Source organism: Nibricoccus aquaticus, from assembly GCF_002310495.1.
Lineage (GTDB): Bacteria > Verrucomicrobiota > Verrucomicrobiia > Opitutales > Opitutaceae > Nibricoccus > Nibricoccus aquaticus.
The window spans coordinates 3971605-3992386 of record NZ_CP023344.1 but is presented as its reverse complement, the minus strand read 5'-3'; the positions used below and the strand labels follow the sequence as shown (position 1 = coordinate 3992386).

15 protein-coding genes are annotated in these 20782 nt (G+C 64.0%); 9 read left to right on the top strand and 6 right to left on the bottom strand.

Annotation, left to right across the window (positions count from 1 at the left end):
* Window positions 1-111 precede the first annotated feature (111 nt).
* Together CMV30_RS16115 and CMV30_RS16110 are read left to right on the top strand one after the other, a co-directional pair.
* Complete coding sequence (locus tag CMV30_RS16115) at window positions 112-1866, top strand: GAF domain-containing sensor histidine kinase (RefSeq protein ID WP_096056977.1); 1755 nt, start codon at window positions 112-114, stop codon at window positions 1864-1866.
* 29 nt (window positions 1867-1895) lie between these two features.
* Complete coding sequence (locus tag CMV30_RS16110) at window positions 1896-2075, top strand: hypothetical protein (protein WP_096056976.1); 180 nt, start codon at window positions 1896-1898, stop codon at window positions 2073-2075.
* 91 nt (window positions 2076-2166) lie between these two features.
* On the opposite strand, the gene CMV30_RS16105 is transcribed toward CMV30_RS16110, so the two are convergent.
* The 4 genes from CMV30_RS16105 to CMV30_RS16090 all read right to left on the bottom strand — a co-directional run bounded on the left by CMV30_RS16105 (window position 2167) and on the right by CMV30_RS16090 (window position 8772).
* Window positions 2167-2784, bottom strand: a complete 618-nt coding sequence (locus CMV30_RS16105; RefSeq protein WP_096056975.1) for an HNH endonuclease — start codon at window positions 2782-2784, stop codon at window positions 2167-2169.
* Between the two features lie 143 nt (window positions 2785-2927).
* A complete protein-coding gene (smc, locus tag CMV30_RS16100) occupies window positions 2928-6956 on the bottom strand; it encodes a chromosome segregation protein SMC (protein ID WP_096056974.1) in 4029 nt (1342 codons plus the stop codon).
* Window positions 6957-7192: 236 nt separating this feature from the next.
* Complete coding sequence (locus CMV30_RS16095) at window positions 7193-8164, bottom strand: phosphatidate cytidylyltransferase (RefSeq protein ID WP_217494411.1); 972 nt, start codon at window positions 8162-8164, stop codon at window positions 7193-7195.
* Entirely contained in the window at window positions 8161-8772 is a 612-nt protein-coding gene (locus CMV30_RS16090; protein ID WP_096056973.1) for a lysophospholipid acyltransferase family protein, read from the bottom strand. The genes CMV30_RS16095 and CMV30_RS16090 overlap by 4 nt, the downstream gene beginning before the upstream one ends.
* Window positions 8773-8965: 193 nt before the next feature.
* Here CMV30_RS16090 and CMV30_RS16085 point away from each other — a divergent pair, with 193 nt between their 5' ends.
* Window positions 8966-10441, top strand: coding sequence for a DHA2 family efflux MFS transporter permease subunit (locus tag CMV30_RS16085; RefSeq protein ID WP_096057825.1), 1476 nt, complete (start codon window positions 8966-8968; stop codon window positions 10439-10441).
* A 25-nt stretch (window positions 10442-10466) separates the two neighbouring features.
* Here CMV30_RS16085 and CMV30_RS19585 read toward each other — a convergent pair whose 3' ends face one another.
* Window positions 10467-11126, bottom strand: a complete 660-nt coding sequence (locus tag CMV30_RS19585) for a CDP-alcohol phosphatidyltransferase family protein (RefSeq protein WP_138223337.1) — start codon at window positions 11124-11126, stop codon at window positions 10467-10469.
* 174 nt (window positions 11127-11300) lie between these two features.
* Here CMV30_RS19585 and kdpA point away from each other — a divergent pair, with 174 nt between their 5' ends.
* From kdpA to CMV30_RS16050, 6 genes are all read left to right on the top strand, one after another.
* Entirely contained in the window at window positions 11301-12986 is a 1686-nt protein-coding gene (gene kdpA / locus CMV30_RS16070; protein WP_096056970.1) for a potassium-transporting ATPase subunit KdpA, read from the top strand.
* A gap of 49 nt (window positions 12987-13035) precedes the next feature.
* Window positions 13036-15150: a potassium-transporting ATPase subunit KdpB gene (gene kdpB, locus CMV30_RS16065; protein WP_096057824.1), complete on the top strand. Its 2115-nt coding sequence runs from the start codon at window positions 13036-13038 to the stop codon at window positions 15148-15150.
* The gene (locus tag CMV30_RS19960) at window positions 15147-15320 is read left to right on the top strand and encodes a hypothetical protein (protein WP_175414914.1); all 174 of its coding nucleotides are present in this window, start codon (window positions 15147-15149) and stop codon (window positions 15318-15320) included. The genes kdpB and CMV30_RS19960 overlap by 4 nt, the downstream gene beginning before the upstream one ends.
* A 40-nt stretch (window positions 15321-15360) precedes the next feature.
* On the top strand, window positions 15361-15924 hold the full coding sequence (kdpC, locus tag CMV30_RS16060) for a K(+)-transporting ATPase subunit C (protein ID WP_096056969.1): 564 nt from the start codon (window positions 15361-15363) through the stop codon (window positions 15922-15924).
* 197 nt (window positions 15925-16121) lie between these two features.
* Window positions 16122-18797, top strand: coding sequence for a sensor histidine kinase (locus CMV30_RS16055; protein ID WP_096056968.1), 2676 nt, complete (start codon window positions 16122-16124; stop codon window positions 18795-18797).
* Window positions 18798-18981: 184 nt separating this feature from the next.
* A complete protein-coding gene (locus tag CMV30_RS16050; protein ID WP_096056967.1) occupies window positions 18982-19671 on the top strand; it encodes a response regulator in 690 nt (229 codons plus the stop codon).
* Window positions 19672-19690: 19 nt separating this feature from the next.
* On the opposite strand, the gene CMV30_RS16045 is transcribed toward CMV30_RS16050, so the two are convergent.
* Window positions 19691-20761, bottom strand: a complete 1071-nt coding sequence (locus CMV30_RS16045) for an NADH:flavin oxidoreductase/NADH oxidase (RefSeq protein WP_096056966.1) — start codon at window positions 20759-20761, stop codon at window positions 19691-19693.
* Window positions 20762-20782: the final 21 nt, after the last annotated feature.

Below are 20782 nucleotides of genomic sequence, written 5' to 3'. Positions count from 1 at the left end.
TCAAACACGACCACCGCCCACAACGCGTCTCTCCCATCCGCGCCCACATTTCTCCGCCAACCCACAGGGAATTTCTCGATAACCCCTTTCGATTAAATAAACCTGTCCGCCGTGCATAGCAGTCCGTCGGCTCCCGATTCATCTCCTCCCAGTTCGCCCTCACGTGCCCCCGGCACGTTCGATCCGCGCACCCTTCCCGCGCTCTACCGCATCAGCTCGCTCATCGGCCGCACCGAAGATCCGCGCCTCGCCCTGCGCAACATCCTCTCCGAAATCATCGCCGCCCTCCACGCTTCCAGCGGCTCCATCTCTCTCCTCAATCCCGACAGCGGCAAACTTGAGATCGAGGTCCACCAAGGTCTCCCCGCCGAAAGCGACGAAGTCGCCCTCCGCCTCGGCCAGGGCATTACCGGCTGGGTCGCCTTCCACGGCCGCGCTCAACTCGTCCCCGACGTCAGCGTCGACTCGCGCTACATTTCCATGCGCCCCGAGATCCGCGCCGAGATGGCCGTCCCCATGGAGGAAAACGGCCAGATCCTCGGCGTCATCAACGTCGATAGCGACGTCACCGGCGGCTTCACCGACCCCGACCTCCAGCTCCTCACCCTCTGCACCCAGGAAGCCACCGCCGTCATGACGCGCCTCTGGCAGCTCCGCCAGCTCCGCGGCAAAGCCCGGCAGCTCGAGACCCTCATCACCATCGGCCACTCCCTCGTATCCAAGATCGAACAACAAGAACTCTTCGACACCGTCACCCGCGACGCCCGCCAGGTCACTCAATGCCGCGCCTGCGCCCTCTATCTCTACGACGACACTCACCAGATCGTTCTCCTCGCATCCCTGAGCAGCAACAACCCCGCCGCCCCCTCCACTCGCGAATCGCCCATCGAGACCAGTCTCGCCGCCGCCGCCATCCACACCCGCAAACAGATCGATTTCGCCAACATCCAGAGCCCTGAGTTCTTCGATCTCGTCGATCTCCCGCGCGACGACTCCCTCCGCTCCGTTCTCGCCACGCCGATGATCTATGAGAACGAGGTGCTCGGCGTCCTCGCCGTCTTCACCGACCACGTCCACCGCTTCAACAACGACGAAAAACGCCTCCTCGCCGCCCTCGCATCTCTCGGCGCCGTCGCCCTCCAAAACTCCCGCCTCTACTCCCGCGTTTTCCAAAGCGAAGAGTCCCTCCGCAAAAACGAGCAGCTCACCACCCTCGGCCTCCTCGCCGCCGAGATCGCCCACGAGATCCGTAATCCGCTCACGGTGATCAAACTCCTCTACGGCTACCTCGGCCTCGACTTCCCCGAAGACGATCCCCGCCGCACCGATGTCCGCGTCATCGGCGAAAAGCTCGATCAGCTCGAAGCCATCGTCACCCGCGTCCTCCACTTCGCGAAAGCCCCCTCCAGCCTTCACTCGCGCTGGCCCATCACCGACATCATCGAAGACACCATTGTCCTCATCCGCCTCAAGCTCGCTCAAAGCAAAATCTACCTCCGCTTCGAGCCCCCTGCCCGCGCCCTCGTCGTCGACGTCCATAAAGGTCAGATACAACAAGTCCTCCTCAACCTCCTCATCAATTCCACGCAGGCGATGCCCGACGGCGGCGGCATCACCATCACCTGCCAGACCGAGGAAAACGGCCCTGCCCGCTACGTCCACATCGACCTCACCGACACCGGCCCCGGCATCCCCGAAGAGCTCGGCACCCGCATCTTCGACTCCTTCCTCTCCGGCCGCCCCGACGGCACCGGCCTCGGCCTCGCCATCGCCAAACGCATCCTCCTCAGCCACCACGGCGACATCACCCTCGAAGCCAGCAGCCCCCAAGGCACCACCATGCGCATCACCCTTCCCTTGGCCTGATCGCCAACATAACACCACGCGCTCTCGTCATGCCCGCCACACCCCGCCAGCTCTGGTCCCTCCGCATCGCACTCGTCGTCATGCTCGCGGGCACATTTCTCGTCCTTCGCGCCCCACGCCCGCCGCACCTGAAAGCTCTCGGCGTCTGCTCCACGCTGTTCGCCGCCGCCGTCATCTTCGTCGCCCTCCGCCAGGCCCCTCGCGACTAAGCATAAACACGAAACGCCTTCCGCTTCTTCGCGCTTCAACAAAAGGCCGCAAATCACCAGCGGCACCGCATCGCTCACTGGCCACACCAACTCACTCTTCGAGCTCCACGTTCCAGTACGCCACATCAAGGAAATCCTTCCACATCTCCCGATGCTGCGTGTTCAACACGAGACTGATCACCGGCCTCCACTTTGGCTTCACTGGTTTCCGAATCAGCCGCATGTGCGCCTCATGCGGCAGCCGATTCGCCTTCCGTGAATTACATTTGATGCACGAGCACACGATGTTCTCCCACGTCGTCTTCCCGCCATAATGCCGAGGGATCACGTGATCCAGATTCAGCTCTTCACGCGGAAAAACCTTCGCGCAATACTGGCAGTGATTCTTGTCCCGCTCGAACACGTTGTTGCGCGTCAGCTTCAGCTCCTTGCACGGCAGTTTGTCGAAAAACGATAGGAGGATCACCCGCGGCAGACGGATAACCCGATTGGGCGTGTGGACCGTTTCCATCTCCGCGATCGGCGGATTGCTTCGCGAGAAATCGATCCAGTCCATCATGGAGAACACTCGGAAATCTTCCTCGTGGTGATGAACGACGTGGGCGTGTCCTCGCGCGAGTAGCGCGAAGGCCCGTTTGGCGCCGATCACATTCACCGCCTGCCAGAGGCGATTTAGGACCAGCACCGGTTGATCGAGTACGGCCTCCATATCGGGACGCGTTCGTAGTAGCGCCCCAGAGACGTGTCAAGGAGCGCGCCGAAACGAATCCGTGACGGTGACTTTTCCGATGGAGGCGCGGTGCCCTCACCGCGCTATTAGTCGCTCAACGGTCGTTGTTGTAGCCGCGTCACTTAAGACGCGGACTCCGGTGCAGGCTCTTCGTCGGCAGTGGCCACAGCAGTGGAGGAAACCGTCGCAACTACAGCGCCCTTCGGTGCCTCCGCCGCCCGCTCATCCGCCGCCGCTTTCGACGACCGCCCTTTCGCCCCGCGCACCGCTTCCGCGATGTTCATCTGCTGGGCCTCGGGCTCGCCCTTGTCCTGGTTGAACCGCATCGAAACCGTCTTCGACACGCCGCGCTCTTCCATCGTCACGCCATAGATCGCGCTGGCCGCCGCCACCGTGCGCTTGTTGTGCGTGATGATGATGAACTGGCTCTCGTGAACGAACTTCTTCAACAGGTCTGTGAACCGCCCGATGTTGGATTCGTCGAGCGGCGCGTCGAGTTCGTCCAGCAAGCAGAACGGCGACGGCTTCACCATGTAGAGCGCGAACAACAGCCCGACTGCCGTGAGCGTTTTCTGACCACCCGACAGCAGCGTGATGCTCTTGAGCTTCGTGCCTGGCGGTTGCGCCGTGATCTCAATGCCGCTCTCCAGCGGATCGTCGGTCGCGATCAATTCCAGTCCGGCGCGTCCGCCGCCAAACAGCGTCGTGAACGTGTACTCGAAGTTCTTTTTGATCTGCTCAAACGTGATCGCGAACTGCTTCTGCGACGTCTCGTTGATCTCATCGATCGCCTTCAACAACTCCGCCTTAGAAGTCGTCAGATCGTCATTCTGCGATTTGAGGAAATCATAGCGTTGCTTCAGCTCCGCGTACTCCTCGATCGCCACAAGATTCACCGCACCCATGCCCGCGATACGCTGGCGAATCGCCTCCACGTCGGCCTTCACCTGATCCCAGCTCGTTTTCTCGAGCGCCGCCAAATCATCTTCGTTCGGCTCGCCCTTCTGCTTCGGCTTCCGACGACGTTTCACCGGGCCCGCATCCGCCGTCGCCGCCTCGGTCTGAACAGGCGCGTCACCACTGACCGAAGCCTCCGCTCCGCCATCAGCCGCCTGAGCAACCGAAGTCGCCTCAACTGGCGCCGCTTCAACAACCGGCTTCTGCTCTCTGGCCTCTGGCTTCTGGTTTCCGGCCTCTGCCTCATCCTCATCGTCGTCCAGATCGAGCGACTTCAAATCCGGTGGATCATCCTCCGAGCGCCACATCAGCAGCTTCCAATCGAGCGTCGAAATATCCGTCTGAAACTCGCGCGACACATCCTCTTTCAAGAACTCCGCACGCGCCCGGCTCTCCGCCAGTTTGATTTCGCAACGCGAGAACTCGCTCTGCGACGACTCTGCTTCCGTACGCAGCGAATCCTGCGTGTTCTCCACGCCGCCGATCTCGCGCTCAACCTCCGTCAGCTCGACGCGCACCTGTTCCACTTGCTGCTGCGCCACCACGAGCGACTCCGACAACTGCGCCGCCCGCGCCCGCTTCGCATCGGCCTCGCGCTCGAGTTCGCCGACCTGCTCGGTCCAGACTTCGATCTCCTGCTGCCGCTGCACGAGCAGTTCGCTCAACTGCGAACGTCGCCGCTGCATGTCCGCGATGCCGCGGTCGAGCACTTCGACCTTCTGGCGAAACTCCGCCAGCTCCAGCCGCGCCTGCCCGAGCGTGTCGCGCTTCACATCGCGATCCGTGCGCACTTCCACAATCCGCGTCTCCAACTGCTGGATGCGCTCACGCCCCTGGGCGACCGCCGCCTCCGCTTCAGCGAGCTGCCCCTGCGCTTTTTCCCAGCGGGAATGCGCTTCATGCCGGGCGTTCTCGACCGACGATACTTCCGACTCCATGCGCTTCAGCCGGTTTGAAACCTCTTCGAGCGACCGCTGCGCGTTTCGCTGCTCCGCCTGCACCGACGCGACTTCCTGCGTCGCCGTCAGCACTTCCTCGCGCTTCGCCTCAAGCGTCGCCTCCGCCTCAGCGAGCCGCGCACTGATGCCGTCGATAAAAGCCTTCTGATCGTCGTGCGCTTTCTGGTCGTCGACGAGCGCCTTACCCGTCTCCCGCAGATCGATTTCGCGCTGCACGATGCTGTTCGCCGGCTTCTTCGAGAACCCGCCAAACACCAGCCCACGCCGGTCCACGATCTCGCCTTTGCGCGTGGCGACAGCGAGGAACGAAAACGCCGGGTTCGCCTTCCAGAACTCCAGAAACGCGTTCAGGTCGTCCGCGATATAACACGCCGACAACAAACTCGCCGCCGGATGCGCGCCCGCCTCAAACGCATTCACGATCGCGCCCGCCGGCATCAATCCCGCCGGCAACTCGCCACCATTCGCGTTACCCGCGCCGAGCTCCGCGATCTGCAAGCAAACGCTGCCAACTTGCTCGCTTTCCAGCTGCCCAAGAATCTTCTGCGCCGTCGGCAAATCCGCCACCGTGATCGCCTCGACTGCCGAGCCCAGCAACGCCTCGAGCGCCTTGCCAAACTCCGGCTTCACTTCGAGTCCTTTGGTGATCGGCGCCGGACGTTCGCCACCGAGCGTCGCGTCGAAACGTCCTTGGAGAATCGCCTTCGCGCCCTCGCCAAAGCCTTCCCATTTCTCGTGCAACTGCTGGAGCAGTTTCAACCGCGCCGTGCGCTGCGCGAGCTGGCGGTCGATGTCTTGAAGCTTCTTCTGCGCATCGCGAAACTCACGCGTGAGATCAGTAATCGCCTGCTGAGCCTCCGTGGATTCCTGGTGCGCCCGCGCCTTCGCCATCATCGCCTCTTCCACGCGCGCCTCGAACTCCGAGAGCTGCTGCGCGACCGACGACTGCTGCTGCCGCACGCCTTCGACTTCCTGCAAAAGCGAGTCGTGCCTGTGCGCGCTGGTCTTCTGATCGACCTCGTAGCCCGAGCTGTCCGTGCGCAGCCGCGCCACCGAACTCTCCAACGTCAGCAGCTGGAATTTCCCCTGCTGAAGATCCTGTTCGAGCTTGCTCAGTTCGCCTTCGACCACCGCCAGCTCGCGATTTCGATTCTGGAAAATCGCGTCCGACCCGCCCAGCAAGTTTAGCTGCTGCTGCTTGTCCTGCGCGCCGCTGTCCACCTGCTCGCTCAACTCGCGCAGCTGCATCTCCGTCTCGCCGAGATTATCGCGCGACGACTCCAACCGGTCGCTCAACCCCGTGCGCTTGATCTGCGCGAGGTTCGCCGCGTTTTCCATCTGCTCCTTTTCCGACCGCAGATCGAACACCGCCTGCTGCGCATCCTGCACGCGCTGATTCAGCCGCGAGCGCAGCGCCTTCTTCTCTTCGAGCTCCGTCTGCCTCTGACCAAAATGAATCCGCCGCGTCTCCGCCGCCGCCCGCAGCTTGATCACCTGCTCCTCCAGCGTCGCGAGCTGCGTGCTGATCTGCGAATAGTGATAACCGCTATACGCCAGCGCCAGATGCCGCAGCCGGTAGCTGAGTTTCTTGTAACGAAGCGCCTTCGACGCCTGCCTCCGTAGCGAACCGATCTGCCGGCCCACTTCACCAATCACATCCGCCACACGCGCTAGATTCGTATCGGTCAACGCCAGCTTCTGCAGCGCCTCACGACGCTGCGACTTGTACTTCGTGATACCCGCCGCTTCTTCGAACACCGCCCGGCGTTCTTCCGGCTTCGACGACAAGATCTGGTCGATCTGCCCCTGCGCCATGATCGAATAACTCGTCCGGCCGATGCCGGTGTCCATGAAAAGCTTGTGGATATCCTTCAACCGGCACGGCTGTCCGTTGAAGAAATACTCGCTCTGCCCATCGCGATACACGCGGCGCATGATCTCAATCTCGTGAAACTCGCTGCCCAGCTGCTTCTCGCAGTCCGTCAGTAGCAGAGAAACTTCGCACATCTGAGACGGCTTGCGCGTGTCCGCGCCCTCGAAAATAACGTCCTGCATCTTACCGCCGCGCAACGCCTTCGCGCTCTGCTCACCGAGCACCCAGCGGATCGCGTCCGCGATATTGGATTTACCGCAACCGTTGGGCCCGACCACAGCGGTGACGCCAGGTTCGAAACGGAGGGTGGAGGGGTCGGCAAAGGATTTGAAACCGTGCAGCTTGAGGGCCTTGAGATGCATGAGGAGGGGCGATTGAGCCAGCGTCCCCGGATGCCGCAAACGGAAACTATTCAGAGTTGTTCACACCCTATTCCCAACTCCGTCGCCGCCGTTCTCCACCTCTTCATAAATCGCAAAGATGCGAAGCCGCCAAGTTCGGAGCAAAGAGCGTCAAGTCGCCGTGAACCTCTTCGCGGATCGCCCTTAGCGTCTTTGCGTCTTCGCGATTCAATCAACCGTCGCCCGCTATCCACTACTCAGCTCGTCCACCAAAACCGCAGAATGTGAAAGAAAACCGGCGCCGCGAAACACAGTGAATCCATCCGGTCCATCACGCCACCGTGCCCTTCGATCAGCACGCCATAGTCCTTCACCCCACGGTCCCGCTTGATCGCCGACATCACCAAGCCGCCAAAGAACCCCGCTATCGTGATCGCCAGCGCCACCAGTCCCGCCTGCCACGGATTAAACGGCGTCGCCCACCAAAGCCCCGCGCCCAGCGCACTCGCCGTCAGCACACCGCCAACGAGCCCCTCCCACGTTTTGCTCGGACTCACATTTGGCGCGACCTTGTGCTTCCCGAAAAGCTTTCCCCAGACGTACTGCAACACGTCGCTCATCTGCGTGATTGCCACGAGGAAAACCAACAGCTTCGCGTTCTGCCCTTCGAAACCCGCAATCTGCAGACTCAGCAGCGCCGGCGCGTGACTCAGACAATACACGCACGTCATTAACCCCCACTGCGTCTTCGCGATACGCTCGAGATAGTGATCGCACTCTCCCGCCATCGCCGCCCGCACGGCTAAAAACAAAAACGCCCACACCGGCACGAAGATCGAAAACATCCCGTACCACTCTTTGCCGACCCACAAATACTGCACCGGCGTGATCACAAAAAACGCCCAGAACAACGCCCGATGATCGCCACGGCGCGTCGGCGTGAGCGTCAAAAACTCGCGTAGCGCCAGCCACGACAAGAGCCCGAATAACACCACTACGCCCATTCGCCCGCACGCCAGCGCGCCGCCAAAAACCAGCACCATGATCCACCACGCCCGCGTGCGATCATTCATGTTCGCGATCGTCGCCTGTGCCTTCTCGGTCTTCGCCGTCTTCGCGAGAATCGCACCGATGATCGACGCCACCACGAGCACGCCGCCGACGCCCGCCCCGAGCCAGAGAAAATGCGGGTCATCCTTCATCGAAATAAATCCACCGTCTGCGCTCATAGTTTTACTCCTCCCAATTCAGCCAGCGACGTTCGCGCACGGCTCAAGAAAACGTCCTTCGCCTCATCCTCCGCTAGTTTCATCGGCACACCGACTGTCACGCTGCCGAGCATCGGCACCGGGAGAAATTCCCCTTTCGGTAAAACGCGATTCACGTTGTCGATCCACACGGGAACGAGCTCCACCTCGGGCCGCTTGCTCGCGAGGTGATGAATTCCACTCTTAAATTCCCCCAACCCGCCGCCCGCCATCCGCCCGCCTTCGGGGAAAATGATCAGTGAACTCCCCGCATCGAGAGCCGCCAGCATCGGCGTCAGCGGATTGTTTTTCACCGTCACGTTTTTGCGCTCGATGAGCACCACATTAAAAACGTGCTTCGCCAGATACGGCCGCACCGCCCCCTTCGTCCAATAATCATGCGCCGCCACCGGCCGCGTCTTCTCGCGCAGCACCGTCGGTAGCGACGCCCAGATCACCACCGCGTCGAGATTGCTCGTGTGATTCGCGAAATAAATCCGCTGCTTCGTCGAAGGCTCCGTGCCCACCCAACGCGCACGAACTCCCGTGAGCGTGCGAACCAGTCCGATCATCAAAAATTTTGAGAGCATGTGTGAATGCGACGGTCCACGACCGCGAAAGCCCGGCCAGCTTCCCCGCACCACGACCACGCGCAAATCCAAACTCATCTCTCGGTCTACGCCTTTTGACCCATGCGCCTATCCAGAATTTCGCGACACACCCGCATGCATGCCCGCATTTGCGCCCCGCCCCCGACTCCACACACTGCCCGCACTCGTCTCCATGTCCGCAACCGCCGCCAACGTCCCGCCCTTCCGCGCTTTTTCCAACAAGCTCGTTCTCCCGTGGCTCGTCGCCGTCGCGCTCTTCATGGAGAATCTCGACGCCACGATCATTAACACCGCGGTCCCCACGATGTCCGCGAGCCTCGGTGTCGAGCCGCTCAGCCTTAAAGCCGTTCTCACCAGCTACACGCTCAGCCTCGCCGTCTTCATTCCCATCAGCGGCTGGCTCGCCGACCGCTTCGGCACCAAGCGCATCTTCATGATCGCCGTCGCGCTCTTCACGCTCGGCTCCCTCCTCTGCGGACTCTCGGTCAACATCCACATGCTCGTCGCCGCCCGCGTGCTTCAAGGCATCGGCGGCGCCATGATGACACCCGTCGGCCGCCTCGCACTTCTCCGCAGTTTCCCGCGCTCCGAGATGCTCACCGCGATGAACTACGTCGTCATCCCTGCGCTAATCGGCCCGCTGCTCGGCCCCTTCGTCGGCGGACTCATCGTCCACGTCGTCTCGTGGCGCGTCATCTTTTTCGTCAACATTCCCTTCGGCCTGCTCGGACTCTGGCTCACGCGAAAGCACATGCCCGACTTCCGCGACGAACACGTCGCGCCGCTCGACCGCACCGGCTTCATCCTCTTCGGCACTGGCATCGCACTCCTCTCCTACGTCCTCGAAATCTTCGGCGAACACACCTGGCCCGTCACTCCGCTTTCGCTGCTCGCACTTCTCTCCGTCGCCCTGCTCACCGCTTACGGCTGGCACGCCCGCCGCGATCCCGCGCCGGTCCTTCAACTCCGCCTCTTCAAAACCCGCACCTTCCGCATCTCCGTCGTCGGCGGCTTCGTCACGCGCCTCGGCATCGGCGGCATGCCGTTTCTCCTCCCGCTGCTCTATCAAATCGGTCTCGGCTACGCACCGTGGCAAGCCGGCCTCCTCACGATGCCGTCCGCCGCCGCCGCCATCGTCATGAAACTCGCCAGCCGCCGCGTGCTCGCGCGCTTCGGCTACCGCACCGTGCTCGCCGCCAACACGATTCTCCTCGGCCTCAACATGATGGTCTTCTCTTTCATCACCGCCGATACGCCCGTCGTCCTCATCCTCTTACTTAGTTTCATGCAGGGCTTCTTTGCCTCCCTCCAATTCACGAGCATGAACTCCCTCGTCTACGCCGACATCGACGACCGCGACACCAGCAAAGCCGGCAGCATCGCCAGCACCGCGCAACAAATGTCCCTCAGCTTCGGCGTCGCCACCGCTTCACTCGTCGCCGCCTGGTTCCTCGGCCACGTGGACAAAACCGACACCCTCCGCTTCGTCGCCGGACTCCACCACGCCTTTCTCGTCCTCGGCAGTCTCACGATCATCTCCTCACTCGTCTTCCGCGGCCTCCGCCCCGAAGACGGCGTCGCCATCAGCAAACACGCCCACGCCCCCGTCCGCGCCGCCACCACCGTCACCGAAGAAGCGGTCGATTAACCAACCGCATCGTCTGCTCATATCCTCAGGGCTTCGCTTCCAGAGTCCTCACCACCCAAAGCGTCCGCCGCCCCACCGTGATCGCCGTGCCTACGACGACGACCGCCAGCGCCACAAAAATCACGCACGCCCCATATCCGAAAAACCCAGCCACGACAGCTCCCACGCATGCGACCGTCATCGCCGCCATCCGATGCTGCTTCGCCATCGGCCCGAGAAAACACTGCCCCGCCCCCGCCGCCGCACCCAACGCCCGCACATACGCCGTGCCGACCGCCAGCAGCGCCGCCACCCAGCCCAGCGTCAGCCCATACTCATAACCGCCCGCCGCGAAACCCGCGCCCACGAGGATGAACGCATCCGCGAATCGGTCCGGCAGCTCATTAAAAATCTCTCCCGACTTCGTCTTAAATCCGCCTTCAACCGCCACCATCCCGTCGAAAAGATTGCACAACAAACGCAGCTGTATCCCCAGCGCCGCCACCACAAATAACACCGCCGCGCCCACCGTCGACATCCTCGGCGTCATCGCCAGCGCCACGCCCGCTCCGCCCGCAAACACCGCGCTGAATACCGAAATCACATTCGGCTTCACGCCACTTCTCGCGAGCGCCGCCGCGGCTGACGCCGCCCATTTCGTCTCGCGCGCTTTGATCGGCCGCCGTGCAGAATCGTTTGTGCTCATAAGCGCGACATTCACGCCCACGCGTTCACCCGCAAATCGAAACACGCCCTCTGGGCCATTCGGCTAACACCTCTCAACCGAGTCCGCTCGTGTACCGCCCTTAACGTTTTCTTAATGCCCCGCGCCCTTCTCTTAATTATCCGGCAATAACATCTGCGGGTACGCTGTGCCTGCATGAACGCCGCCGACATCGCCTATCTCGCGCTCTTCTTTCTCCTCCTCGCTGCCAGCACGCCACTCCTCGGCCGTTGGCTCGCCAACACTTTCCAAGGCGAACCGCCCCGCTGGCTCGGCTGGCTGCGTCCCGTCGAAAAAATTCTCTACCGCATCGCCGGCGTCCGACCCGACGAAGACATGACCTGGCGCAGCTACGCGCTTGCGCTCGTTCTCTTCAACCTCCTCGGAGCGCTCGCCGTACTCACGCTTCAACTCCTGCAAGCTCACCTGCCGCTCAATCCGCAAAACTTTCCCGCCGTCCCGCTAGGCGTCGCCGTGAACACCGCCGTGTCGTTCATGACCAACACCAACTGGCAGGCCTATTCCGGCGAAGCCTCGCTCAGCTACTTCACGCAAATGGCCGGCCTCGGCGTCCAAAATTTTCTCAGCGCCGCCACCGGCCTCGCCGTCCTCGCCGCGCTCGCCCGCGGTTTCTCCCGACACTCCGCCCGCGGCCTCGGCAATTTCTGGGCCGACCTCGTCCGCACCACGCTCTACGTGCTGCTCCCGCTCTCGTTCGTCCTCGCTGTCGTCCTCGTCACCCAGGGCGTCGTCATGTCCTTCGCGCCTTACGCCACTGCCACCACGCTCGCCGGCACCGAACAAGTCATCCCGCTCGGCCCCGCCGCGTCGCAGATCGCCATCAAACAACTCGGCACCAACGGCGGCGGCTTCTTCGGCATCAACTCCGCCCACCCGTTCGAAAACCCCACGCCCTTCTCCAACTTCCTGGAAACTTTCACGATCATCCTCATCCCCGCCGCGTGCGTATATGCGTGGGGCCTGCTCACCGGCGCACGCCGCCACGCCTGGGTCATCTACGGCGTGATGACGTTCTTCCTCGTCACCGCGATCGGCCTCTCTCTCTGGAGCGAACTCTCCTCACCCCAGGCCGCCACGCTCGCGATGGAGGGCAAGGAAACGCGTATCGGCATCGTCCCGACGATGCTCTTCGCCAATATCACCACCGTCGTCTCCTGCGGTGCGGTCAACGCCATGCACGCTTCGCTCTCCCCGCTCTCCGGCGGCATCGCGCTGCTCAACATGCTCCTCGGCGAAATCATCTTCGGCGGCGTCGGCGCCGGTCTCTACGGCATGGTCATGATGATCGTCCTCACCGTCTTCCTCGCCGGTCTCATGGTCGGCCGCACCCCCGAATACCTCGGTAAAAAAATCGAAGCCTTTGAAATCCGCATGGCCGCGCTCGCCGCCCTGCTTCCCTGCGCCGCCGTCCTGCTCGGCTGCGCCCTTTCTTTCGCCACCGAGACCGGCCGCTCCGCCGTCGGCAGCGCCGGTCCTCACGCCCTCACCGAGATTCTCTACGCCTGGGGCAGCATGGCCAACAACAACGGCTCCGCCTTCGGCAGCCTCACCGCCACCGGCGATCTCTACACGTGGGGCGGCGCGCTCGCGATGCTCATTGGCCGTTTCGGCGTGATCATCCCCGTCCTCGCCTTCGCCGGACGCATGGCCGTGAAAAAAATCACCCCGCCCTCCAGCGGCACCTTCCCGACCGACGGCCCCCTCTTCGCCGTCCTCCTCAGTGGTGTGATCATCGTGGTCGTTGCCCTCACCTACTTCCCGGCGCTCACCCTCGGCCCAATCCTCGAACACCTCCTCCTCACCACCGGCCGCACATTCTAAAACGGAATCATCATCCGACTCCGCGTCCTCCGCGGTGAATCATCCTCTCATGAAATCTCCCGCCAACTCCTCCTGGAACCTCCCGCTCCTCCGCCGCGCCACCCTCGACGCCTTCCGCAAACTCGACCCGCTCGCCCTCTGGCGAAACCCCGTCATCTTCGCCACCGCTCTCGGCGCGGTCGCCGTCACCCTCGTCGCCCTCCGCGACGCCGCCTCCGGCTCGCTCTCCTTCTTCACCGTCCAGATCACCGCCTGGCTCTGGTTCACCGTTCTCTTCGCCAACTTCGCCGAAGCCCTCGCCGAAGGCCGCGGCAAAGCCCAGGCCGACTCCCTCCGCCGCGCCCGATCCCAAACCTTCGCCCGCCGCCTCGCCAAGTCCGGCACCGAGGAACGTGTCGCCGCCCCCGATCTCCGCAAAGGCGACACCGTCGTCTGCGAAACCGGCGATGTCATCCCCGCCGACGGCGAAGTCATCGAGGGCATCGCCAGCGTGGACGAGTCCGCCATCACTGGCGAATCCGCGCCTGTGATACGCGAGAGCGGCGGCGACCGCAGCGCGGTCACCGGTGGCACCCGCGTGCTCAGCGACCGCGTCGTCATCCGAGTCACCGTCGAGCCCGGCGGCGGCTTTCTCGACCGCATGATCAGCCTCGTCGAAGGCGCCGCCCGTCAGCGCACGCCCAACGAGATCGCCCTCGGCATCCTCCTCGTCGCCATGACGCTCATCTTCCTCGCCGTCGTCGGCACGCTCCCTTTCTTCGCCGGATTCTCTGAACGCCTCGCCGGACAACCCAACTCCATCGACACGTCCGTCCCCGTCCTCGTTTCGCTCTTCGTCTGTCTCATCCCGACCACCATCGGCGGACTCCTCAGCGCCATCGGCATCAGCGGCATCGACCGCCTCATCCGCCGCAACGTCATTGCCACCTCCGGCCGCGCCGTCGAAGCCGCAGGCGACATCGACGTCCTCCTCCTCGACAAAACCGGCACCATCACCCTCGGTAACCGCCAGGCCTCCGAGTTCATCCCCGCCCCCGGCGTATCCGCCGAAAAACTCGCCGACGCCGCCCAACTCGCCTCCCTCGCCGACGAAACCCCCGAAGGCCGCAGCATCGCCGTCCTCGCCAAGGAAAAATTCAACCTCCGCCAGCGCGACGTCGCCGAGCCTCACGCCACCTTCGTCCCCTTCACCGCGCAAACCCGCATGAGCGGCGTCGATCTCACCTCCGATGTAGGCGGGGTGCCCCCACCCCGCACTCCCACCCGCTCCATCCGCAAAGGCGCCGCCGACAACATCCGTGCTTGGGTCGAATCCCAAGGCGGCCGCTTCCCCGCCGAAATCTCCGCCGCCGTCGAACGCGTGTCCAAAGCCGGCGGCACTCCCCTCGTCGTCGCCGACGGCCCCGCCATCCTCGGCGTCATCTACCTCAAAGACGTCGTCAAAGGCGGCATCAAAGAACGCTTCGGCGAACTCCGCCGCATGGGTATCCGCACCGTCATGATCACGGGCGACAACCCGCTCACCGCTGCCGCCATCGCCGCCGAAGCAGGTGTTGATGACTTCCTCGCCCAGGCCACGCCCGAGATGAAACTCCAGCGCATCCGCGATGAACAGGCCCGCGGCCACCTCGTCGCCATGACCGGCGACGGCACCAACGACGCCCCCGCGCTCGCGCAAGCCGACGTCGGCGTCGCCATGAACACCGGCACGCAAGCCGCCCGCGAAGCCGGCAACATGGTCGATCTCGACAGCAACCCGACCAAGCTCATCGAGATCGTCGAGATCGGGAAACAACTCCTCATGACGCGCGGCTCGCTCACGACCTTCTCCATCGCCAACGACGTCGCCAAATACTTCGCCATCATCCCCGCGATCTTCGCCGCTCTCTACGCGCTCGCCGGCACGACCACCGGCCCGCTCGCCGCGCTCAACGTCATGGCCCTGCACTCCCCGCAAAGCGCGATCCTCAGCGCCGTGATCTTCAACGCCCTCATCATCATCGCCCTCGTCCCGCTCGCCCTCCGCGGCGTTGCCTACCGCGCGCAACCCGCCGCCGCCCTCCTCCGCCGCAATCTCCTCGTCTACGGCCTCGGCGGCCTCATCGCCCCGTTCATCGGCATCAAACTCATCGACGTCGCCCTCGTGGCGCTCCACCTCGCATGAAACCCTCCGCCCATCCTCCCTCGGCGAGGAAACCGATGCGCGACCAGCGCGCATTCCTGATCGTCTTCCTCCTCCTCGCCGGCATCGCCGTCCTCTTCTGGTTGCTCGACCCGTCCAACCACAAAGAACCCGACTCCCGCGTCGACTGGCCCTCCACCAACGCCCGCTAACTACACGCGGCAGTCACTGCCCGCGATAATCACATCATCCATGAAAACTTTTCTCCAATCTCTCCGCCTCTTCGCCCTCCTCACGCTCCTCACCGGCGCCCTCTACCCACTCGCCATCTGGGCCACCGGCCACGCCTTCTTCCGCAACGCCGCCGAGGGCTCCCTCCTCACGCACAACAACCGCATCATCGGCTCCGCCCTCCTCGCGCAAAAAAATCCCGACCCGCGTTACTTCCAGCCACGCCCCTCCGCTGGCGACTACGCCACCGTCCCCTCCGGCGCCAGCAACCAGCCTTGGACCAGCGCGAAACTCGCCGCCTCCGTCATCACCGCGTCCACCGACTACCGCACCTTCAACCAACTCGCCCCCACCGCTCCACTCCCTTCCGACGCCATCACCTCCAGCGGCAGCGGCCTCGATCCGCACATCTCCCTCGCCAACGCCCGTCTCCAGCTCTCCCGCGTCGCCCGTGCCCGAAACCTAACTACACAACAACTCACCACGCTCGACACCCTCCTCGCCCGCCATACCGAAGGCGGCCACCTCACCCCCGCCCGCGTTAACGTCCTCCGCCTAAACCTCGCCCTCGACAAAACCCTCTGATCTGTAGGAGCGACTTCACGCCGCGATCCCGGGTTCGCTTCCGACACTAGCGCCTTTCAGCGTTCACAAGCGGTAAACATCCTCCCTTTCGAATCCATTCCCATCTGTGCTATCTGTGGTTACCTTCCGACTCCCGCCTCCGTCCGATCTTCCAGCTCCTCACTTCTCAATCTCCGTTCCCTCTGTGTCCGCGCTCCGTGTCCTCTCCTGATAACCACCGCGCCGATCCCGACGCCCTCCTCGCCGCGCTCACCCGCGACGAAGCCCGCTCCCGTCGCGGCCACCTCAAGGTCTTCCTCGGCATGTCCCCCGGCGTGGGCAAAACCTACGCCATGCTCCGCGCCGCGCAGGAAGCCCGCGCCGATAAAATCGACGTCCTCGTCGGCATCGTCGAAACCCACGGCCGCGCCGAAACCGAAGCCCTCCTCTCCGGCCTCGTCCTTCTTCCTCGCAAAGCCATCCACCACCGCGGCGCCACGCTCACCGAACTCGATCTCGAAGCCCTCCTCGCCCGCCGTCCCGCCCTCGCCGTCATCGACGAACTCGCCCACACTAACGCCCCCGGCTCCCGCCACACCAAACGCTGGCAGGACGTCCTCGAACTCCTCGAAGCCGGTATCAACGTCTTCACGACGCTCAACATCCAGCACGTCGAGTCCCGCGCCGACGCCGTCCGCCAGATCACCGGCGCCCCGCAGCTCGAAACCGTCCCCGACACGCTCCTCGATCTCGCCGACGAAGTAGAGCTCATCGACCTCACCCCCGAAGCCCTCCGCGAGCGCCTGAGCGACGGCAAAGTTTACCTCGGCTCCGCGCGCGCCGACGCCGCCCGCGACAACTTCTTCCGCGAGACCCACCTCACCGCCCTCCGCGAACTCGCCCTCCGCTTCACCGCCGAGCGCGTCGACCGCCAGCTCCGCCAACTCCGCGCCGGTCTCCCCAAACAAACCGTCTGGCGCAGCGGCGAACGCCTCCTCGTCGCCGTCGGCCCCAGCCCTTTCTCCACGCAACTCGTCCGCTGGACCCGCCGCCTCGCCGCCGCCCAGGGCGCACCTTGGCTCGCCGTGTACGTCGAGCCCTCCGATCCGCTCAGCCCCGCCGCTCAACAACTCCTCGACAAAAACCTCGCCCTCGCCCGCGAACTTGGCGCCGAGGTCGTCCTCACGCACGACGAAAACGTCCCCGCCGCCCTCGTCCGCACCGCCCTCCAGCATAACGCCACCCAGATCGTCGTCGGCAAACCCCGTGGCAACCGCTTCCTGGATACGCTCCGCGGCGGCACCCTCGTGGACAAACTCCTCCGCCACGGCGGCAACATCGACATCTACGTCGTCCCCGCCGATCCCGAGGCCCGCCTCCGCCACGACTGGCGCGCCTTCGAGCCCGCGCTCCACAGCCCACCGCGCGAATACGCCATCGCCGCCGGCACCATCGCCGCCCTCACGCTCCTCGGCCAGTTGCTCCCGGCCGACACCTACCTCGCCGCCGGCCTCGTTTACCTACTCGCCGTCATCGCCCTCAGCCTCCGCGTCGGCCGCTGGCCCGTCCTCCTCGCGGGCGTCCTCAGCGCGCTCACCTGGAATTTCCTCTTCATCCCGCCGCGCTTCACCTTCGCGATAAACAAAATCGAAGACGCCGCGCTCTTCGTCACCTACTTCGCCGTCGCCATCATCGCGGGCCAGCTCACCGCCCGCATCCGCGCCCAGGCCCGCAACGAGCGCCTCCGCGAAGAACGCGCCACCGCCCTCTTCCAGCTCACCCGCGTCCTCGCCTCCGCCTCCACGCTCGACGACGCCGTCTTCACCGCCCTCCGCCAGACCGACGAACTCTTCTCCGCCAAAACCGCCCTCCTTCTCGCCGGTGAAACCGGCGACACGCTCACGCCCCACTTCGCAGCCTCCCTCGCGCTCGACGAAAAAGAACGCGGCGTCGCCGACTGGGCCTTCCGCCACCGCCGCCCCGCCGGTCGCTTCACCGACACCCTCCCCGGCAGCGCCGCGTTTCACCTCCCGCTCATCCGCGAAGACCGCGCCGTCGGCGTTCTCGTAGTCGCCGTGCCCGAAAATCAACTACTCACCCTCGCCCAGCGCGACCTCCTCGACGCCTTCGCCCGCCAGCTCTCCCTCATCGTCGAACGCGACCACCTCCGCGCTGCCAGCGAACGCGAAAAACTCCTCGCCGCCTCCGACAAACTCCACCGCACCCTGCTCGACAGCGTCTCCCACGAACTCCGCACCCCCCTTGCCGTCATCACCGGCTCCCTCGAAAACCTCGCCGACACCACCGACGAAAAACTCCGCGCCGCGCTCATCGGCGAAAGCCGTTCCGCCGCCCACCGCCTCAACCGCCTCGTCGGCAATCTCCTCGACCAGACCCGCCTCGAAAGCGGCGCGCTCAAACCCCGCCTCGACTGGTGCGACGCCCGCGACCTCGCCAACGCCGCCCGCGATTCCGTCGGCGACGCGCTCGCCAGTCACCCTTTCACCATCGAAATCCCCGACGACCTCCCGCCCCTCCGCGCCGACTTCGCCCTCACCGAACAAGCCCTCGCCAACCTCCTCCTCAACGCCGCCATCCACACCCCTCCCGCAACTCCCATCACCCTCAGCGCCGGCCTCGATGCCACTTCTTCCCGCGCATGGATAACCGTCGCCGATCACGGCCCCGGCATCTCCCCCGAACTCCGCGAAAAACTCTTCCAAAAATTCGCCCGCGCTAATCCTACCCGCACCGGCGGCCTCGGACTCGGCCTCTCGATCGTCCGCGGTTTCCTCACCGCCCAAGGCGCCGAAATCACCGCCACCGAAAACACCACCGGGGGCACCCGCTTCGTCATTACATTTCCACACCACCAAACTCCGCCTCCTCTGTAATACCTGACCAGGAAAACCTCCCGCTCTTCGTTCCCTTCGTTACCTTCTGTAAAAATTCCGACCTCCTCCGCCCTCTTTACCCTCTATCGTCTTCTCCAGCCTCGTCTTTCCTCCGTGACCTCCGTGCCACCTCTCGTGCCCTCTGTGTAATCCTCCGATTCCCACTCCGATCTCCGACTCTCCGATGTCCGCTCCACCCACCAGCACGCTCCTGATCATCGACGACGAACCCCAAATCCGCCGTCTCCTCCGCGTCACGCTCGAAGGCGGCGGCTACCGTGTCCGCGAAACCGATACCGCCACCCTCGGCCTCCAGGAAATCGCCCACCAGACCCCCGACGGCGTCATCCTCGATCTCGGCCTTCCCGATCTCGACGGCACCGAAGTCATCCGCCGCCTCCGCGACTGGTCCCGCGTCCCCGTCCTCGTCCTCTCCGTCCGCGAAGGCGAAGACGATAAAATCGCCGCGCTCGATGCGGGAGCCGACGACTACCTCACCAAACCTTTCAACGGACGCGAACTCCTCGCCCGCGTCCGCGCCATCCTTCGCCGCACCCAGCTCACCAACGAGCCCGCGATAGCCCGCATCGGCGACATCGAGATCGACCGCGCCGCTCGCACCATCCGCCGCGCTAACGCCGAAATCCATCTCACCGCCAAAGAGTACGCCCTCTTCGCCCTCCTCGTGCAGCACCGCGGAAAAGTCGTCACCCACCGCCAGATCCTCCGCGAAGTCTGGGGCCCCAACGCCGAGGAAAACACGCACTACCTCCGCGTCGTGATGACTCATCTCCGTCAAAAACTGGAAGCCACGCCCAACTCTCCGCAGCACCTTAAAACCGAGTCTGGCATCGGCTATCGGCTCGTCGAATAAAGAGTCTCCAGCAGTCCGCTCAAAACGCCCGCGCGTATTGAACCGGCGGCTTCACCGCCTCCGAGTGCCCGAGTTGCTTCGCCGCATGCAACGGCCAGTTCGGATCACGCAACGACTCCCGCCCCAGCAGCACCAGATCCGCCTGCCCCGTCCGCACGATCTCATCCGCCTGCTTCGCTTCCGTGATCAAACCGACAGCCGCCGTCGAAATGCCCGCCTCGCGTCGAATGCGCTCCGCAAATTTCACCTGATATGCCGGCCCGATCGGAACCTTCGCTCCATGCGCACCGCCACCCGTCGAGCAATCGATCAAATCCACACCCTCCGTCTTCAAGCGTTTCGCCAGCTCCACGCTCTCCTCAATATCCCATCCAACCGCGACCCAGTCGGTGCACGAAATCCGTACGATCAACGGCAATTTCTCCGGCCACACCGCACGAACCGCCCGTGTCGTTTCCAAAAGAAACCGCGCCCGATTTTCAAAGAGCCCGCCGTACTCATCCACGCGCCCGTTCGAAAGCGGCGAGAGAAACTGATGCAGCAAATAGCCATGCGCCGCGTGGATCTCCAGCAACTCATAGCCCGCCGCCAGCGACCGTTTCGCCGCCGCCACGAAGTCCGCCTGCACACCCTTGATCTCCTGCGCCGTCAACGCCTGAGGCACCTTGCTCAACTCCCCGCCAAACGCCACCGCGCTCGGCCCCACCACCGGCCACCCGCCCGCGTCATCCGCGAGATGCCCGCCCTTCTCCCAAGGCCGTGCTGCACTCGCCTTCCGACCGGCATGAGCAATCTGAATACCCGCCACCGCCCCGTGCGCCTTCACGAACCGGTTGATCCGCTGGAGCGGCTCCACGTGCTTGTCCGCCCAGATCCCCGCATCGCCGGGAGAAATCCGTCCTTCTGGCGAAACCGCCGTCGCCTCCGCAATGATCAACCCCGCCCCGCCCGCCGCTCGCGCGCCCAGATGCACCAGATGCCAGTCCGTCGCCACGCCATCCTCCGACGAGTACATGCACATCGGCGAAACCCCGATGCGATTGCGAAGCGTGACCGACTTGATCGTGAGCGACTCAAAAAGATGCGACATAGCCGCGCACCAAACGCTGCC

Excerpts from the sequence above, each read along its gene's own strand:
- CMV30_RS19960 (WP_175414914.1), top strand. The coding sequence starts at position 15,147 with ATGAAACCCTCCGCCCATCCTCCCTCGGCGAGGAAACCGATGCGCGAC.
- kdpA (WP_096056970.1), top strand. The coding sequence starts at position 11,301 with ATGAACGCCGCCGACATCGCCTATCTCGCGCTCTTCTTTCTCCTCCTC.
- CMV30_RS16095 (WP_217494411.1), bottom strand. The coding sequence starts at position 8,164 with ATGAGCGCAGACGGTGGATTTATTTCGATGAAGGATGACCCGCATTTT.
- CMV30_RS16050 (WP_096056967.1), top strand. The coding sequence starts at position 18,982 with ATGTCCGCTCCACCCACCAGCACGCTCCTGATCATCGACGACGAACCC.
- CMV30_RS16085 (WP_096057825.1), top strand. The coding sequence starts at position 8,966 with ATGTCCGCAACCGCCGCCAACGTCCCGCCCTTCCGCGCTTTTTCCAAC.
- smc (WP_096056974.1), bottom strand. The coding sequence starts at position 6,956 with ATGCATCTCAAGGCCCTCAAGCTGCACGGTTTCAAATCCTTTGCCGAC.
- CMV30_RS16090 (WP_096056973.1), bottom strand. The coding sequence starts at position 8,772 with ATGCTCTCAAAATTTTTGATGATCGGACTGGTTCGCACGCTCACGGGA.
- CMV30_RS16105 (WP_096056975.1), bottom strand. The coding sequence starts at position 2,784 with ATGGAGGCCGTACTCGATCAACCGGTGCTGGTCCTAAATCGCCTCTGG.
- kdpB (WP_096057824.1), top strand. The coding sequence starts at position 13,036 with ATGAAATCTCCCGCCAACTCCTCCTGGAACCTCCCGCTCCTCCGCCGC.
- kdpC (WP_096056969.1), top strand. The coding sequence starts at position 15,361 with ATGAAAACTTTTCTCCAATCTCTCCGCCTCTTCGCCCTCCTCACGCTC.
- CMV30_RS19585 (WP_138223337.1), bottom strand. The coding sequence starts at position 11,126 with ATGAGCACAAACGATTCTGCACGGCGGCCGATCAAAGCGCGCGAGACG.
- CMV30_RS16110 (WP_096056976.1), top strand. The coding sequence starts at position 1,896 with ATGCCCGCCACACCCCGCCAGCTCTGGTCCCTCCGCATCGCACTCGTC.
- CMV30_RS16045 (WP_096056966.1), bottom strand. The coding sequence starts at position 20,761 with ATGTCGCATCTTTTTGAGTCGCTCACGATCAAGTCGGTCACGCTTCGC.